16 protein-coding genes are annotated in these 16991 nt (G+C 67.9%); 5 read left to right on the top strand and 11 right to left on the bottom strand.

The window, feature by feature from the left end:
- Positions 1-103 precede the first annotated feature (103 nt).
- On the top strand, positions 104-1822 hold the full coding sequence (locus AC3WLY_RS19340; protein WP_492310027.1) for a SulP family inorganic anion transporter: 1719 nt from the start codon (positions 104-106) through the stop codon (positions 1820-1822).
- 11 nt (positions 1823-1833) lie between these two features.
- Here AC3WLY_RS19340 and AC3WLY_RS19335 read toward each other — a convergent pair whose 3' ends face one another.
- Positions 1834-2700 carry a LysR substrate-binding domain-containing protein gene (locus tag AC3WLY_RS19335; protein WP_208457404.1) on the bottom strand — a complete coding sequence of 289 codons (867 nt, stop codon included), beginning with the start codon at positions 2698-2700 and terminating at the stop codon, positions 1834-1836.
- A gap of 51 nt (positions 2701-2751) precedes the next feature.
- Between AC3WLY_RS19335 and AC3WLY_RS19330 the strand changes: the two genes are divergently transcribed.
- Positions 2752-3405: a LysE family transporter gene (locus tag AC3WLY_RS19330; RefSeq protein WP_310137558.1), complete on the top strand. Its 654-nt coding sequence runs from the start codon at positions 2752-2754 to the stop codon at positions 3403-3405.
- A 36-nt stretch (positions 3406-3441) separates the two neighbouring features.
- Here the strand turns inward: AC3WLY_RS19330 and AC3WLY_RS19325 are convergent, their stop codons facing one another.
- From AC3WLY_RS19325 to AC3WLY_RS19300, 6 genes are all read right to left on the bottom strand, one after another.
- Positions 3442-4896, bottom strand: coding sequence for a DHA2 family efflux MFS transporter permease subunit (locus AC3WLY_RS19325; RefSeq protein ID WP_492310026.1), 1455 nt, complete (start codon positions 4894-4896; stop codon positions 3442-3444).
- Positions 4893-5456 (bottom strand): isochorismatase family protein, encoded by a 564-nt coding sequence (locus tag AC3WLY_RS19320; RefSeq protein WP_492310025.1) that lies wholly within the window; start codon positions 5454-5456, stop codon positions 4893-4895. The genes AC3WLY_RS19325 and AC3WLY_RS19320 overlap by 4 nt, the downstream gene beginning before the upstream one ends.
- Positions 5457-5523: 67 nt before the next feature.
- Positions 5524-5979 carry a MarR family winged helix-turn-helix transcriptional regulator gene (locus AC3WLY_RS19315; RefSeq protein ID WP_111020080.1) on the bottom strand — a complete coding sequence of 152 codons (456 nt, stop codon included), beginning with the start codon at positions 5977-5979 and terminating at the stop codon, positions 5524-5526.
- Between the two features lie 73 nt (positions 5980-6052).
- The gene (locus AC3WLY_RS19310) at positions 6053-6289 is read right to left on the bottom strand and encodes a DUF7661 family protein (RefSeq protein ID WP_175959274.1); all 237 of its coding nucleotides are present in this window, start codon (positions 6287-6289) and stop codon (positions 6053-6055) included.
- Between the two features lie 44 nt (positions 6290-6333).
- A complete protein-coding gene (locus AC3WLY_RS19305; RefSeq protein ID WP_425130981.1) occupies positions 6334-7416 on the bottom strand; it encodes a serine hydrolase family protein in 1083 nt (360 codons plus the stop codon).
- A 231-nt stretch (positions 7417-7647) separates the two neighbouring features.
- A complete protein-coding gene (locus AC3WLY_RS19300; protein WP_492310024.1) occupies positions 7648-7926 on the bottom strand; it encodes a hypothetical protein in 279 nt (92 codons plus the stop codon).
- Between the two features lie 51 nt (positions 7927-7977).
- On the opposite strand from AC3WLY_RS19300, the gene AC3WLY_RS19295 reads away from it, so the two are divergent.
- Both AC3WLY_RS19295 and AC3WLY_RS19290 read left to right on the top strand, forming a co-directional pair.
- Entirely contained in the window at positions 7978-8853 is an 876-nt protein-coding gene (locus AC3WLY_RS19295; protein WP_425130980.1) for a LysR family transcriptional regulator, read from the top strand.
- Positions 8854-8930: 77 nt separating this feature from the next.
- A complete protein-coding gene (locus AC3WLY_RS19290) occupies positions 8931-9215 on the top strand; it encodes a transcriptional regulator (RefSeq protein WP_175959271.1) in 285 nt (94 codons plus the stop codon).
- 66 nt (positions 9216-9281) lie between these two features.
- Here AC3WLY_RS19290 and AC3WLY_RS19285 read toward each other — a convergent pair whose 3' ends face one another.
- The 4 genes from AC3WLY_RS19285 to AC3WLY_RS19270 form a co-directional block, all read right to left on the bottom strand.
- Positions 9282-10025, bottom strand: coding sequence for a transporter (locus AC3WLY_RS19285; RefSeq protein WP_492310023.1), 744 nt, complete (start codon positions 10023-10025; stop codon positions 9282-9284).
- Positions 10026-10101: 76 nt separating this feature from the next.
- The gene (mgtA, locus tag AC3WLY_RS19280) at positions 10102-12864 is read right to left on the bottom strand and encodes a magnesium-translocating P-type ATPase (protein ID WP_492310022.1); all 2763 of its coding nucleotides are present in this window, start codon (positions 12862-12864) and stop codon (positions 10102-10104) included.
- 46 nt (positions 12865-12910) lie between these two features.
- A complete protein-coding gene (locus tag AC3WLY_RS19275) occupies positions 12911-13069 on the bottom strand; it encodes a hypothetical protein (RefSeq protein WP_175959268.1) in 159 nt (52 codons plus the stop codon).
- A 521-nt stretch (positions 13070-13590) separates the two neighbouring features.
- Positions 13591-15249 (bottom strand): S8 family serine peptidase, encoded by a 1659-nt coding sequence (locus AC3WLY_RS19270; protein ID WP_310137577.1) that lies wholly within the window; start codon positions 15247-15249, stop codon positions 13591-13593.
- A 437-nt stretch (positions 15250-15686) separates the two neighbouring features.
- On the opposite strand from AC3WLY_RS19270, the gene AC3WLY_RS19265 reads away from it, so the two are divergent.
- Positions 15687-16583: a glutamate/aspartate ABC transporter substrate-binding protein gene (locus AC3WLY_RS19265; RefSeq protein WP_492309831.1), complete on the top strand. Its 897-nt coding sequence runs from the start codon at positions 15687-15689 to the stop codon at positions 16581-16583.
- Positions 16584-16991 lie beyond the last annotated feature (408 nt).

Here is a 16991-nt window from a genome sequence, read left to right as displayed (position 1 = left end):
GGCAGCTTCGCGCACTTGCCATGCGATGCCTGCCCGAGGCACGATGCGCGAACGACTTCGCGAACCGCGTCACCCCGTCACTTCGTCATCACGCATTTCACGCATGCAAGATTCCAGCGAAAACCGTCCGTCAGGCGTGCGGCTGCTGAAAGGCATCCTGCCGATCCGCCGCGCGGGGGCCATCCGCGACGTATTCGCGGGCATTTCGCTCGCGTCGATGGACATCCCGCAGGTGCTCGGTTACGCGCGCATCGCCGGCATGCCGGCCGTCACGGGCCTTTACACGGTGTTCCTGCCGCTCATCGCGTTCGCGTGCTTCGGTGCGTCGCGCCATCTCGTGGTCGCCGCCGATTCCGCGACCGCGACGATCTTCGCGAGCCGGCTTGCATCGATGGCGCCGGCCGGCAGCGCCGACTATGCGGCGCTGGCCGGCATGGTCGCGCTGCTGACCGCCGCGATGCTGCTGCTCGCGCGCATCTTCAAGCTTGGCTTTCTCGCCGATTTCCTGTCGCGCACCGTGCTGGTCGGCTTTCTCGCCGGCGTCGGCGTGCAGGTATCGATCGCGATGCTCGGCGACATGCTCGGCTTAGCCGTGCCGTACCCGGCATCGCGCAGCCTCGCGCAACTCGCCTATGTCGTCACGCATCTCGTCCACGCGAACCGGCCGACCTTCGCGCTCGCGGCACTCGTGGTCGTCGCGATTCTCGTGTGCAAGCGGTTCCTGCCGCGCGTGCCGATACCGATGATCGCGGTCGCGGGCAGCATCGCCGCGAGCCATGCGTTCGGCTTCGCCGCGCACGGCATCGCGGTGCTCGGGCCGGTCGCGGGCGGGCTGCCGCCGCTGCGCTGGCCGTCCGTCACGTGGCAGCAGTTTCTCGATCTCGTGCCGGTCGCCGCGTCGTGCTTCGTGATGATCATCGCGCAGAGCGCGGCCGCCGCGCGCGTGTTCGCGCAGCAGTACGGCGAGGACGTCGACACCAATGCCGACATCCTCGGGCTCGCGGCCGCGAATGCGGCGGCGGCGGTCGGCGGCGCGTTCGTCGTCAACGGCAGCCCGACGCAGACGGCGATGGCCGATGGCGCGGGCGTGCGCAGCCAGATCGGACATCTCGCGTTCGCCGCCGTCGTGGCCGTCGTGCTGCTGTTCTTCAGCACGACGCTGCAGTATCTGCCGCATGCGGTGCTGGCCGGCATCGTGTTTACGATCGCGCTCGGGCTGATCAACGTGCGCAGCCTCGCGGCGATCCGCAACGAAAGCCCCGGCGAATTCACGCTCGCGCTGGTGACGGCCGTGGCCGTCGTGACGGTCGGCGTCGAGCAGGGCATCCTGCTGGCCGTCGCGTTGTCGCTGATGCGGCACGTGCGCCACAGCTACCTGCCGCACACGATGGTGCTCGAGCCAGTCGAGGGCGACGGGCGCTGGCAGCCGGTGCCTGCGCGGCGCGGCGCCATGACGGCGCCGGGGCTGATCGTCTACCGGTTCGGCTCCGACCTGTTCTTCGCGAACGACCATCTGTTCGCCGCCGAGGTGACCGAACTCGTCGATGCGGCGCCGGTGCCGCCGCGCTGGTTTGTCGTCGACGCGGGCGCGATCACCGATCTCGACTATTCGGCCGCGCGCACCGTGACCGATCTCGTCAAGACGCTGCACGCGCGCGGAATCGGCGTGCTGTTCGGGCGCGTCAACCGCTATCTGCGCGCGGACATGGATCGTCACCGGATCACCGAGGTCGTCGGCGAGGCGTGCATCTTCGAGACGCTGCATCAGGCGCTGGAGGCGGCGGGCACGACGCCGGCGCCGCAGGAGCCGGGCACCGTATAGTGTGAACCGCCCTATGCGGCCGTGCGCAAGCGCGCGAAGCCGTTGCGCAGGTGGCGGGCCAGTTCCGTCGCGGCCGGCGTGCGCTGGCCGCGCGGCAGATGAAGGTTGATCGCGAAATTCGGCAGCGCGGGCAGGCCGCTGCCGGCCGGCAGGATGTCGAGGTCGGCCGGCACGGTGGACGCGAGCCAGACGGTCACCGCGAGATCGGAGCGCACGGTCGCGGCCGTCGCGTCGAAGCTGCCGTTCTCGAACACGGTGCGCCATGCGCGATCGCTGCCGCGCAGCGCGTCGAGCACGGTCGGGCGGAACGCGCAGGTCGGCGCGACCATCGACACCGGCAGCGGCGTGTTCCGGTGCGCGGTGCCGCCTTTCGCACCGACCCAGACCAGCCGGTCGACCGCAATGCATTCGCCGCGCGACGGCCCGACCGGCGCCTCGATCAGCGCGACGTCGAGATCGCCCTGCGTGAGCCCCCGGCGCAGTTCCGGCGATGCCGCGCACACGAGAGAGAGCGCGACCTGCGGATGCGCCTGCGCATAGCCTTTCAGGATCGGCGCGAGACAGGTGCCGACGAGATCCTGCGGTGCGCCGAGGCGAACGGCGCCTTCGACCGCGCCGGCCGTCAGGTCGGTCAGCAGCGCATCGTGCACGGCGAGCAGCCGGCGCGCCTGTTCGAGCAGACGCTCGCCGGCCGCAGTGAGCAGCAGGTTGCGATGCTCGCGGACGAACAGCGGGCCGGACAGCGTTTCGAGCCGCGCGACCTGCTGGCTGACCGCGCCTTGCGTCAGGTGCAGCGCGCGGCTGGCCGCCGTCATGCTGCGATGATCGGCGACCGTGACGAAGGCGCGCAGCAGCGCGATGTCGAGATTGCGTACCATGCGTCGGATTATGAACGCTAATGGCAGGCATAAAAAGCTTTCGCTGTCGTAATGGGAAGATCGCGGGTAAAACGGGGGCTTCGACGACGACAACCGGGAGCTTCCGTGCTGCTTCGCGACTACCTGCCGCTGATGCTGTTCGTGATCGTGTCCACCGTGACGCCGGGCGGCGCGACGACGCTCGCAACCGCATCGGGCGCCCATTTCGGCTATCGGCGGTCGCTGCCGCTGATGGCCGGCATCGCGGCCGGCCTGGCGTCGATGGCGGCGGCCGCCGCGGCCGGGCTCGGCAGCGTGTTGCTTGCGCTGCCCGCGTTGCAGCTCGCGATGAAGGCGGCCGGCTCGTTGTATCTCGTGTGGCTGGCCGTGCGCATCGGGCGCGGCGGCAAGCCGCGGCTCGATGCCGCCGTGCACCGGCCGCAAGGGTTCGTCAGCGGCGTCTGGATGCTCTGGCACAACCCGAAAGGCTGGGCGATGACGCTCGGCGCGGCCGCGTCGTTCGCCGCGCTCGCGTCCGGGCCGGCGCGGCTCGGCGTGTTGCTCGGGCTGGCGTTCGGCTTGGCCGCGATGGCGTCGTTGTCGCTGTGGTGTTTCGCCGGGCTGTTGTTCGCGCGCGCGTTGCGCACGGAGCGGCAGTGGCGCTGCCTGAATGTCGGGTTGGGCGTGCTGCTCGTGGTGTCGATCGTGCCGATGTGGCTGCCGTAGCGACGCTGCGCGCGCATCGCGGCGGCGCGTCCACGTTCAGCGCGAACCGGCGCGTGCGGCGCCGGCAGTTCGTCCGCCCGTACCGGCCGACCACAACGGCAGCCGCAGCGTCGTGACGAAGCTCGCCGCATGCAGCACGCAAAGCAGGCCGAACGCCCACGCGTATGCGGCGGCTTGCGTGCCGCCGCCCGCCGACGATTCGGCCTGTAGCCGCCATGCGAGGAACAGCGTGCATATCGTCGTGAACGTCGGGCCGCCGAGGCGCTGCACGATATTGAGCGATGTCGTCGCCATCGGCAGGTTGCGGCGCTCGACCGACGCATATGCGGCGGAGATCGACGGCGCGCCGATCGCGCTCTGGCCCATGCCGCGCAGAAACAGCGCGGGCACGAGCACGTACGGATCGTAGCCGGTCAGCGCGAGGGACACGAACGGCAGCGTCGCGACGAAGGCGAGCAACGCACCGGCGGCGGCCAGCCGGCGCACGCCGAACCGGCTCGTCAACGCGCCCATCGACGGATAGGTGACGAGCATGCCGAGCCCGAGCGGCGCAAGCAGCCAACCCATCTCGCCCGGCGAGCGCCCGCACGCCTGGATCAGGAACACGGGGATCAGCATCTGGCCCGCGTACATCGCGCCGTTCGCCAGAAACTGCGTGCCGGCCGCCGCGCCGAACACGCGGGAGCGAAACAGCGCGAGATCGATCAGTGCGTGCTCGCCCTTGCGTTGCTCGAAGCGCAGGAACGCGGCGAGCAGCAGCGCCGAGCATGCGATCGCGGCGATGCCGGGCGCCGTGCCGATCCGCTCGGCGCCGTACAGGAACAGCACGAGGCCCGGCGACAACAGCGCGAGACCGATCCAGTCGAGTTCGCGTCGTTGTGCTTCGTCACGGTCGCCGGGCAGGAACCGCACGGCCAGCGCGAGCGCCAGCACGCCGATGGGCAGGTTCACGAGAAACAGCCAGCGCCACGACGCGTATTGCAGGATCGCGCCGGCGACCACGGGGCCGAGGATCGGCGCGAGCAGCACGGGCACCGCCGCGTAGCCGATCACGCGCGCCATCTGCTGGCCGGCGACGCGCGCGATCATCATCTGCGCCATCGGTGCGAGCAGCCCGCCGCTGACGCCTTGCAGCACGCGGAACGCGATCAATGACGGCGCGGACCACGCGAGCCCGCACAGCGCCGACGTGAGCGTGAACGCGGAGAAGCACCACAGGTACAGCGCCTTCGCGCCGATGCGGTCGACGAGCCAGCCGTTCAGCGGCAGCACCAGCGTCAGCGCGAGCAGGTAGCCGCTCGTCACCCACTGGATCGTCGACAGGCTCGCATGCAGGTCGGTCGCGAGGCTCGACAGCGAGACGTTGACGATCGTCGCGTCGAGCTGCGACAGCAGCGAGCCGAGCGTCGCGACCGCGCTGACCTTCCAGATCGACGGATCGAGGCGGCCGGCCGCGCGGCCCGCCGCCGGCTGCGCGCGCCGGTCGCTCACGCGCCGCGCCGGTCGAGCAGCGCGACGATGTCCTGCGTCGAGCCCGTTTCGCCGAGGCGCGGGAACACGCGCTCGACGCTGTTCGCGTGCGCGTCCGCGTTGAGGTCGGTCATCGCGTCGACGGCGAGCGTCACGTTGTAGCCGAGTTCGTGGGCCTGTCGCGCGGTCGATTCGACGCCGATGCTCGTCGCGACGCCGGTCAGCACGATCTGCGTGACGCCGGCCGCCTTCAGGTGCGCGTCGAGATCCGTACCGGTAAATGCGCCCCAGGTCTTTTTCGTCACGGCATGGTCGCCCGGCTGCCGGTTCAGTTCGGGCACGAGCTCGGTCCAGTCGGCGGGCAGGGCGGCCACGCGCACCTGCTGCTGCGTGCGGCCCGGCGCGCCGCCGGCGACGTTGACGAGCACGACCGGCAGGCCGCGGCTGCGGAATGCGTCGAGCAGTTCGCGGGTGTGCGCGATCACCGGCGCGACCGGGTGTGCGGTGGGGAGGGCGACGATGCCTTTCTGCAGATCGATGACGACGAGTGCCGTGTTCGTGTCGAGACGGGTTGCGCTCATGATGGGGCTCCGTGGAATGGACGAAGGAAGGCGGGCGCGCGAATGCCGCGTGGCGGGCAGGCCGGGGTCATTGCTCGCCGATGCGGCGAATCAGCGGGATCGCGGCGGCGAGCGTGTCGATGTCTTCGGGATCGAGCCTTTCGATCGCCGCGCCAAGCCACTTGTGCTTCGCGGCATTGCGCTTGCGGCGTGCGTGGAGGCCGGCGGCGGTCAGCATGAACAGGATCTGGCGGCCGTCGGTCGGATGCGGTTCGCGTTCGACGAGACCGTCTTCCTCGAGGCTCGCGAGGATCGCCTTCATCGACTGCGGTTTCATCGCCTCGGCGCGCGCGAGATCGGCGGTCGTCATCGGCCCGTGCCGTTCGAGCCGCGCGAGCGCACTCGTCTGGGACATGCCGAGCCCTTCGGATTCGATCTCGGAGCGCAGCCGGCGGATCAACTGGCCGACCGCGAGGGTCAGGTCGGCGGCGACGAGGTCGGCGGAAACGCCGGGTTTGCGTGGCGGGTTCATGCGGCGGATCATAGAACACGACAGTTAAACTTGCAAGTTTAACTGTCGAATTGGCCGGCAGATCGCGGCACCGCCCGGCACGCGGTTACGTGCGGCGCGGCAGGGCGACCGGCACGACTTCGCTGTATTTAGGCGTGGCGTTCTCGTGCAGCAGGTCGCCGAGATATTGCGCGAGTTCGTCCGCGGCGAGCGCGGGCGGAATCTGCAGGTCGGCCGGGCGCCGCTTGCCTTCGGCGCCGAGATCGAACACGGCCCAGCGGCCGTTCGTACGCACGACGGCGAGCAGCCGTCCGAATGCGCTGAAGCGGTATTCGTCCTGCATGGCATCGCTCCCGTAGGGTGAGCGCGCCGGCCGCCTGTGCGCGCTTACTGGATCGAGCAGGTCAGCCAGCGATGGATTTTGAGTGCGTCGCTCGATACGCCGGCGCGCGTCGGCGCGCCGAGCAGCACTACCGTTTCGCGGCGGCCCTTCACGCGCATGCGCATCACGACGCCGTGCCCCGATTCGTTGATGAAGCCCGTCTTCTGCAGCCGGATCGGCAGACGGCGGTAGCGGACGAGCGGGTCGGAGTTCACGTACAGCAGCTCGCCGTCGCCGGGGCGCACGGTGGTCGACGTATCCGTCGAAAAATAGCGGATCAGCGGATCCTGCGCCGCCGCGCCGACGAGCTTCGCGAGATCCTCGGCCGTCGACACGTTGTGCGGCGACAGGCCGGTCGGCTCCCTGAAGTGCGTGTTGCGCATGCCGAGCCGGCGCGCTTCGCGGTTCATCGCCTTGACGAACGCGGCGCGCCCGCCCGGATAGTCGCGGCTCAGCGCGGCTGCCGCGCGGTTTTCGGACGACATCAGCGCGATATGGAACATGTCGCGGCGCGACAGCTCCGAGCCTACCTGCAATCGCGAGCCGGTGAACTTGATCGTGTCGCGATCGTGCGCGGTGACGCGCAGCACGCCGTTCAGCGGACGATCCGCGTCGCGTGCGACGACGGCCGTCATCAGCTTCGAGATCGACGCGATCGGCCGCACGGTGCGCGCATTGCGGGCCAGCAGCGGCGTGCCGGAGTCGACGTCGAGCACATAGGCCGCGCGTGAATGCAACGACCTGACCGCGCGCGGGTTATAGCCGCAGCTTGCCATCAGACGCGGTTTGGCGGCCGCCGGGCGCGGGCGTACGGCGGTCGTGCGCTTCGCGCGGCGATGCTGCGGGGCGGGCGTCGCATGACGCTTGACTGCACGATGCTTCGCGTGCGTGCGGCGATGCTTGACGGCTTTGATCTTGCGGTGGGCAGGTTTCTTCTTGACGGCTTTCGCATGCACGTGGGCATGCGCGGTGCGATGCGGCTGCGCGCGCTGCGCGGACGCGTTCGCGGCGAACGCGAGCAGCAGGAACGAGAGGGCGAGGATCAGGGTGGTCCGGGCGCGAGGCAGGCGCGCGATGAGGCCGGTCAAGCGAAAGTCTCCTTTTCGCGCGCGATGCGGCTGCGCGGAATGCGTGGTCGGTCAGCGGGTGCGGGAAATTATACGGTCGATCGCGTGGCGATGACGATTGGATCGCGCGCAATGGCGCGTGATGCACGCAGATTCGTGTCGTTATTTTGCTGCCGATCAACGGCAAGCATGCCGTGAAAAATCGTAAAGGCGTGCCGTTCCGGGGCGGCACACCGCAGGATGCGGCGCAGTTCAGCGCGGCCAGTTCCGCCGCGACACGACCGCAAAACTGATCGCGATCGAACCCGTCACGGCGCGTGGCGGCGCGTCTTCGATCGCATCGCCGAAGCGAAAACGGCGGCTGCGTCCGTCGCTGCGTTCGGCACGACGCTTCGGTGCGCGCGTATCGACGGCGGCGGTGCGTTCGTTTGAAACCGCGCCATCGCAAGATGGGGCCACCACGCATTCGGACACGTGATCTAGTGACATGACGGTAAATTCCGGGAAGGGCATGCCCGTATTGAACGTCATTGCATTCGATCAGTAAAATGAATATTTCGATCGTTACGATTCCCTTCAAGAATGGAACTGAAACTGCTGCGAACGTTCCTGACGGTCACCGAGCTGTGCCATTTCAGCCGCGCGGCCGATGCGTTGCACATGAGCCAGCCGGCACTGAGCAAGCAGATCGGCGCGCTCGAGGCGAGCCTCGGCGGCAAGCTGTTCGAGCGCGGGCGGCACGGCGCGGAGCTGACGCCGTTCGGCGAACGCTTCCTGCCCGACGCGCAGGCGCTCGTGCGCGATGCCGACGAGATCCTCGCACGTGCGCGGGAGGCGACCAGCGGGCAGCGCGGGCATCTGCGGCTCGGCATCTGCCTGTCCGTGCTGACGCTCGTGCCGAAGCTGGTCGCGGAATTTCGTCGCCGCAATCCGGGCATCGCCGTCACGCTGAGCGACCTGTCGTCGTCCGAGCAGACGCGCCGGCTGCGCGCGGGCAAGCTCGACGCCGGCTTCCTGCGCCTGCCGTCCGACGACGGGCTGTCGTCGTTCAAGGTGATCGACGAAGGGCTCGCGCTCGCGGTGCCGCCGCACCTCGGCTTCAAGCGCGTGCCGGCCGACCTCGACGTGCTCAACGAGATCGGCTTCATCGCACTGCAGCGGGCGCGCGGTCCGGGGCTTGCCGCGCAGATCGACCGATGGTGCGTCGAGCGCCGTTTCGTGCCGCACGTGACGCAGCAGGCGGAAGATGTGCAGTCGGTGCTGACGTCGGTCGCGGCCGGCGTCGGCGTCGCGTTCATCCCGTCGCACGCGCAGTACCTGCTGCGCGACGCGACGGTGCTGCCGCTCGACGGCAGGGACGCGAAGTGGCGCGTGGGGCTGGCGTGGCTGTCGGGTCGCGACGATCCCGTCACGACGCATTTCGTGTCGTTCATGCGTGCCGCGATCAAGGGTGCGTGACGCGGCGTATAGTGCTCGCGAATGCATCCTCATCCTGAATGAATGCCGGTCCGGCACCGGCTCACGAACCCGAACCGATGACTTCAGAATCCGACGAATCCCCGCTCGATCCCGCACTCGTTGCGACGCTCGCGACGCTGAACGAGGCCGCGAGCGATCCGGCCGGCAAGATATGGTCGCTGCCTAAGATCGCGAAGCGCGCGCAACTGCCGATGAGCACTTTGCGCCGCGTGCTGACGCAGCTCGATGCCGCGGGCCTGAGCGCGACGACGCTGAACGAGGACGGCACCGGCAGCGCCGCGCTGACCGACGAAGGGCGCACCGTGTGCGCGCAACTGTTCGGCGCGAACGACGCCGGATAAGGAAACGGGCCGCTGATGCGGCCCGTCGTGTTGCGGCCCGACGCATACGTCGCGCCAGCCTGTGTATCACCACCGCGCCGTCACGCCGCCCATCACCGAATGACGATAGGTCTGGTCGTTCAGCCCGCGCCGGTAGCCGATGTCGAGATCGAGCCAGCGTGTCGGCGAATAGATCGCACCCGCGAGCGCGAACGCCGGATTCGCGCCGGCGGTGCTTTCGGTGTTGCGCGACGTGCCGACGTCGACCACGAGCTGCAGCCGGTCGGTCGCCTTGTAGATCGCCGCGCCCGACACGGCCCAGACCGACGTCAGGTCGCCCTGGCGATTCGGCTGGTACGCGAGGTCCGCATTCGCGAGCAGCGAGAAGCGCGCGACGTCGGCCTGCGCGAGCAGCGTCGCGCCGGTGCCGACGCGGCCCGTGCCGAGCCCGCGACCGTCGTTGCCGGTCGGCATCGTCACCTTCGGTTTCAGCGCGAGCGACAGCGGCCCGCGTTCGACGAAGCGCCATTTCATGCCGATCTCGACATCGCCGATGCCTGCGCCGTTTTCGTCGGTGCGCGTTTGCAGATGCGTATAAGGCGTGTTGACGTAGAGGTCGACGTGTTCGCCGAACCCGCGCGTGAGCGTCGCGTTCCATAGCTGGTGGCGGCCGCTGTCTTCCTGTTTCGAGGTTTCCTCGGCGTTGAACTCGAACTGCCAGTTCGCATTGCCCTGCGTGCCCGTATCGTCGCTGACGAGCGGGTGGGCCGGAAACGCGTCGAGCGGTGCGAGGAGTGCGCTCGCGGCTGCGAGCGGAAGGATTCTTTTCATTGCTTCACCCGTATTGCATCGTGAGCGGCCGGCCCGCGCGGGTTGCGCGGGCCGGCACGTCGTTATCCGAACGGAATCAGAACCACTGCTTGTAGCGGCGCACATAGATCGTCTTGACGATCTGCGCGAGCAGGATGTAGCCGACCATCGTCGCGGCGAGCCACAGCCAGAAGGTGCCCGGCAGGTGCATGAAGCCGAGCGCATCCGCGAACGGCGAGAACGGCAGCCAGCAGCCGATCGCGATCGCGGTGAACGTCGACAGCAGCACCGGCAGCGCGGCAGTGCTTTGCAGGAACGGGATCTTCTGCGTGCGCAGCAGGTGCACCACGAGCGTCTGCGATACGAGGCTCTCGATGAACCAGCCCGAGTTCATCACGATCTGGCCGCCCGTGCCGCCGTGCAGGTGATACATCGCGCCCGCACCGAACACGGTCCACATCAGCACGTAGGTCGTGATGTCGAACACGGACGACGTCGGCCCGACCCACAGCATGAAGCGGCTGATGTTGCCGGCTTCCCACTTGCGCGGCTTCTTCAGGAACTCGGGATCCATCTTGTCCCACGGCAGCAGCATCTGCGACGTGTCGTAGACCAGGTTCAGCACGAGCAGCTGCGTCGCGAGCATCGGCTCCCACGGCAGGAACGCGCTGGCGACGAGCACCGAGAACACGTTGCCGAAGTTCGAGCTCGCGGTCATGTTCAGGTACTTCAGGATGTTGCCGAACGTCTCGCGGCCCTTGATCACGCCTTCCTCGAGCACCATCAGGCTCTTTTCGAGCAGGATGATGTCGGCGGTTTCCTTCGCGATGTCGGCGCCGCTGTCGACCGAGATGCCGACGTCGGCGTCGCGCAGCGCGGGCGCATCGTTGATGCCGTCGCCGAGGAAGCCGACCGTGTGCCCGTTCGCCTGCAGCGCCTTGACGATGCGCGCCTTCTGCAGCGGCGTGAGCTTCGCGAACACGGTCGTGCGTTCGACGACCTGCGCGAGCGTTGCGTCGTCGAGCGCCTCGATTTCCGCACCGAGGATCGGCTTGCCGGGTTCGAGGCCGACCTGGCGGCACACCTTCATCGTGACGGTCGGGTTGTCGCCCGTCAGCACCTTCACCGCGACGCCGTTCTCGCGCAGCGCGGCGAGTGCCGGCGCGGCCGACTCCTTCGGCGGATCGAGGAAGGTCAGGAAGCCGCGCACGACGAGGTCGCGTTCGTCGGCGGTGCGGTACTGCTCGCGTTCGTCGCCGCGCGGGATCGTGCGCGTTGCGAGCACGAGCACGCGGAAGCCGTCCTCGTTGTACGCGTTGGCCCGTTCGAGCAGCCGCTTGCGCGCGACGAAGTCGAGCGGGCGCACGCCGTCTTCATCCTGCACATGCGTGGAGACGGCCAGCATTTCCTCGACCGCGCCCTTGCAGACCAGCAGGTGCGTGCCGCGCGTATCCTCGACGACGACCGACAGGCGGCGGCGCACGAAGTCGAACGGCAGCTCGTCGATCTTCTTGTAGCCCTGAGGCTTCGCGCGTTCGCCGATCTCGTCGGCGCGTGCAACGACCGCGATGTCGATCAGGTTCTTCTGGCCGCTCTGGTGGAAGCTGTTCAGCCAGCCGAGCCGCAGGATTTCCTCATTTTTGTGACCGGACAGGTCGAGGTGGTGTTCGAGGATGATCTTGTCCTGCGTGAGCGTGCCGGTCTTGTCGGTGCACAGCACGTCCATCGCGCCGAAGTTCTGCACCGAGTTCAACCGCTTGACGACGACCTTGCGGCGCGCCATCGCGATCGCGCCGCGCGCGAGGTTCGCGCTGACGATCATCGGCAGCATCTCGGGCGTGAGACCCACGGCCACCGCGAGCGCGAACGTGAGTGCGCTCAGCCAGTCGCCCTTGGTCAGGCCGTTGATCATGAACACGATCGGCACCATCACGAACATGAACTTGATCAGCAGCCAGCTCACGCTCGCGACGCCGCGGTCGAAGCTCGTCTCGATGCGCTTGTGGCTCACGACGTTGCGCGCGAGCGAACCGAAGTACGTGTCTTCGCCGGTCGCGACGACGACGGCCGTCGCCGTGCCGCTGACGACGTTGGTGCCCATGAAGCAGACGTTCTCGAGATCGAGCAGCGGCGTCGACGCATCGTTCGCCGCGCCGGCCGTGCCGGTGCTCGCCGATTTGCCGGCCACCGCGCCAAGCGTGTCGTATTTCTCGACGGGCAGCGCTTCGCCCGTGAGCACGGCCTGGCTGATGAACAGGTCGCGCGACGCGAGCAGGCGCACGTCGGCGGGGATCATGTCGCCGGCCGACAGGTGCACGATGTCGCCCGGCACGACCTCGCGCATCGGCACCTCGCGGCGCGCCGGCTCGGCGGTATCGGTGATCGCGCGCTGCACGGTGGCCGTCGTGCGGACCATCGCCTTGAGCTTTTCGGCCGCGCGCAGCGAACGGAATTCCTGCACGAAGCGCAGCAGCGCGCTGATCGTGACCATCGTCAGCAGGATCGTCATGCCGACGTAGTCGCGATCGCCGGGCGCCGCGAAGTAGACGTCGGTGAAGAAGCTGATGGCGGCCAGCACCAGCAGCACGTAGACGAACGGGTTGTGAAATGACATCAGCAACTGGCGGGACCAGTGCGGCGGCTTGTCGTGCGCGATTTCGTTCGGGCCGTGGTGCTGCAGGCGGTCGGCGGCCTGGCCGTAGGTGAGGCCGCGCGTGCTGGTGCGCAGCGACTTCAGCGTGTCTTCGAGCGGACGGGCCGCTTCCTGCGCGGCGCGCATGATGCGCGGTTCGTTCTGCTGACCGGGGCCGGTCTTGATGAAGCCGCGCTGTTTTTTCTGAGAATGGTTTCGTTGTGTCATGGTCGCTCCTGGCGCGCGAGGCGGCGGGCGGGGAGCGGCCGTGACGTTATCGACGCACGAGCGCTCCCCGCCGCGTCGCGTCAAACGCGATCGGCTGTGGATCGGTAAAGGCGGGAACGCTCGCCGGCGCGCGGAGTGCGGTCGGACGGACGATGCGCAGCGTCGCACCGGCGAGCGGTAATCGACTACTGTCGTCTGAGTTCATCTGCACTCCTGTCGGTTGCGGGTAATCGGCACGGGCGATCGGCAGCCGCGCACGCACGAAGGCGCGCGGCCGGACGGCACGCGAACGGAAAACGCACGCGGCTGGCGCCGCGCGCAACACGAACGCACACGCGCGACGGCGCGTCGCGTGCATTCGACAACATCGAAAAATTCGGCGGGGAATCTGGCCGGTCGGGCCGGAAGGACGCCGCATCCTGCTTCCCGGGATGCGGCAGAAGACGAGGCTCTGCGCGTTTTCCTCAGGCAGCAGTCAAGTTGGTCGAGCACCAACTACAACTCGCATCGGTGTTCACAGAACACTCCATGTAATCAGACGGGGGCGATGGTAAAGGCTCGTCGTGCGAAGCGTCAACCTTTTTGTCAGGTGTTATTTCGAGAAACGGAACGGGTCGATGAGCGATCGCCGGATCGCCGGCCGCCGGATCGCCGGCCGCCGGAAAAAAACAAACCGCGCGCACGCCATGTCGGCATGCGCGCGGCTGCGTCGAGGCAGGGCGCCGGTTACGGGTTGGCTGCCGCGACGGCGGCCCCTGCATCGAGAATGCCCGAGCCCGCCGGCATCGCGGTGCACGACGTGCCGGCCGCCAGTTTCGCCACGCGCGTGCCGCCTTGCAGCTTCTGCTGGATCTGCGCGGACGTGAGGTTGCCGTTCACCGCGAGCATCAGCGCGGCGACACCCGATACCTGCGGCGTCGCAAGGCTCGTGCCGCTTGCCGGGCCGTAGGTGTCGCCGCCCGGCGTCGTCGTGCCGCTGTTGGCTGTCGACAGGATGTTGACGCCCGGCGCGCTCAGCGCGATGTTTGTCCCGAAGTTGCTGAACGATGCGCGGCGGCCGGTCGCGTCGGTGGCGCCGACGCTGATCACGCCGCGGCAGTTCGCGGGCTGGTCGAGCCCGGTCGACAGGCCGTCGTTGCCGGCGGCGACGACGACGGTCACGCCCTTCGCGTTCACGTCGTCGATCGCCTGCTGGAACGTCGTGCTGCATGCGCCGACGCCGCCGAGGCTCAGGTTGATGATTTTCGCGGGCGTCGGGTTCGTCGGTACGCCGGTGACGGGAATGCCGGCCGCCCAGCGCATCGCGTCGGCGATGTCGCTCGTCACGCCGCCGCACTTGCCGAGCACGCGCACCGGCAGGATTCGGCCGAGCCACGACACGCCGGCGATGCCGATGCCGTTGTTGGCGGTCGCGCCGATCACGCCCATCACGCGCGTGCCGTGCCAGCTGCTGGCGCTCGGTTCGCTCGCGCAGTGATAGTACGGGCCGCTCGTGTTGTCGAGTTCCTGCTGCGTGACCCAGTCGCCCGGGTCGGTCGCGTCGGAGCCGCGCGACACGCCGTTGTTGCTGGTGTTGACGTTGGTGATGAAGCTGTAGCCGGGCAGCAGGTTGCCGACGAGGTCGGGGTGCGGCCGATAGCCGGTGTCGAGCACGGCCGTGACGACGGTCGGCGAACCCTTGGTCGTGTTCCATGCGGGCGGCAGGTCCACGCCGGCGGTCGGATCGGACAGATACCACTGCTGGCTGTAGCTGGGGTCGCTCGGCGTGTCGCGGACCTTCATCGGGTGATCCGGTTCCGCGTAGTCGACGTCGGCGTCGGCGGCGAATGTCTGCGCGAGCGCCGTCGCGTCGGCGGCCGCGACACGCTGGCCGAGCGACAGCACGGCCGCGCCGTTCGAGATCGTCCGCTCGACCTGCACGTTCAGCGGCGTTTGCGTCGTCGAGGCCGCATACGCACGTGCGGCGCCGGTCGCCGTCGGCGCCGTCCAGCGTGTCATCGAACGCTGGATCACCGCATCGAGCCGCGTGCCGTCGTCGATGGCCGCCATCGCACGCGTGGCCGTCAGCGTCTTCAGCTTGACGATCAGGTGGTCGACCGGCGGCTCGTCGGGCGTGGTCTGGGCGGCCATCTGCACGGCGGCTTGCTGGGTCGTGCAGGCGTTGCTGCCGGACGTGGTGGGCGGGGCCGTGGGGGCGGGCGTCGGGGTGGGCGCGGGGGCCGGCGTCGGGGCCGGTGCTGCGTTGGTCGGCGACGGGTTGCTGCCGTCGCCGCCTCCGCCGCCGCAGCCGGCGAGGGGCAGGAGGGCGGCGGCAGACAACATGCCGGCGAGCATGCGCGCATGAGCGGAACGCGCCAGCGCGAAATTGAAACGTTTGGCTTTCATGTTGAAAGTCGATCCTCGTATAGAACCGTCGTGCCGGCGGTGTGCCCGGTCCGGCAAAACCGGACCTTGTCGTTTTTTGTCTGGTGGTCGCGGCGGGGTTGCTGCGACGCGCCATGCACTGGGTAACGGCCGCTGTGGCGGCTTCTTGAGTATGTTTTGTGTGAAAAAAGAGCAAGACGCAAACGATTACGTTGCGGCATTGCAGCATGAACGCGCGTTTGGAACGAGTGGCACAGAAGATGGGGTCGAGCCCGCAAGCGGCCGGTCGGGCGAAACGCGCGGGCGCGGGCGTTTTTGCGCGCCACGGAAAACGGCTGCCCGCGGCGTAGCCGACGTTAGTCGCAGCAGTGAAGGGCGCCTGACGCTTTCCCTGATACGGTGCGAATTTTGTCGGGCGTACGATCGCGATTCGATCAACGTTTCGTCAGGAGAAAAGCATGGATCGCCGCTTCCGTTGGCTGGCTGTCGCGCTGTCCTGTGCGCTGGCGGGCGCCGCGCATGCGCAGGCCCTCACCGGTACGCTGAAGAAGATCAAGGACACGGGCATCGTGTCGCTGGGCATTCGCGAATCGTCGGTGCCGTTCTCGTATTCGGACAACCAGCAGAAGAACATCGGCTACTCGCGGGACATCGCGTCGCGCATCATCGACCAGTTGAAGACCGAACTGAACCTGCCGAACCTCGCGGTGAAGGAGATTCCGATCACGTCGCAGAACCGGATTCCGCTGCTGCAGAACGGGACGATCGATTTCGAATGCGGATCGACGACGAACACGCTCGAACGGCAGAAGCAGGCCGCATTCTCGAACAGCATTTTTCTCTATGGCATCCGCTTCAGCACGCGCAAGGATTCGGGCGTGAAGGATTTCTCGGACCTGGCCGGCAAGACGGTCGCGACGACGGCCGGCACGTCGGACGAGCGCCTGCTGCGCAAGCTCAACGAAGAGAAAGGGATGAACATGACGATCATCAGCGCGAAGGATCACGCCGAAGCGTTCATGAACGTCACGACCGGGCGCGCGGTGGCGTTCGTGATGGACGAGCCGCTGCTGTACGGCGAGATCGCGAAGGACCGCAACCCGGGCGCGTACACGGTGACGGGCACGCCGCTCGTCCACGAAAACTATGCATGCATGATGCGCAGGGACGATCCGCCGTTCAAGCATGTCGTCGACGGCGTGATCGCGAAGATGCAGACGTCGGGCGCGGCCGAGAAGCTCTACAACCAGTGGTTTACGCAGCCGATTCCGCCGAAGGGCGTAAGCCTCGACTATCCGCTGTCGGCGGAGATGAAACAGTTGTTCAGGAATCCGACTGACCAGGCGCAGTATTGATCGTGATCTAGCAGTGTGGCAGGGGCCGGTGCGTCGTTCTGCCGGTCCATGCAGTCGATGCGCGCCGCGTATGCCGGCTGACGAGTCGGCTTTCATCTCGGCTGCGTTGCAGAAATCGTTGCGTCCGCAATGGGCGCGCACACCTCGGCGGTGATCCCAGGGGATCGCCGCCTTCTCCCGCTCATTTCTCCCCGTCCTGAAACTCGCGTCCGGCACCGGACGACGGCGCATGCGTGCGCGGATGATTCGCGCACGGTGACGCCGTTTCTCGCGTAAACCCGGATTCAGTTATCAATTTTAACTGGTCAGAATCGGCCGAAATTGTTCAACAATCTTCGGTGAAAAATCTCGCAAAGCCGCATGTGGCGGTGCGCGGGAGGCGTTGTGACGTCTATGCGCAGGAGCCGA

This window comes from Burkholderia sp. FW306-1C-G01B (assembly GCF_058781685.1).
This window is presented reverse-complemented; position numbering and strand designations above follow the sequence as displayed.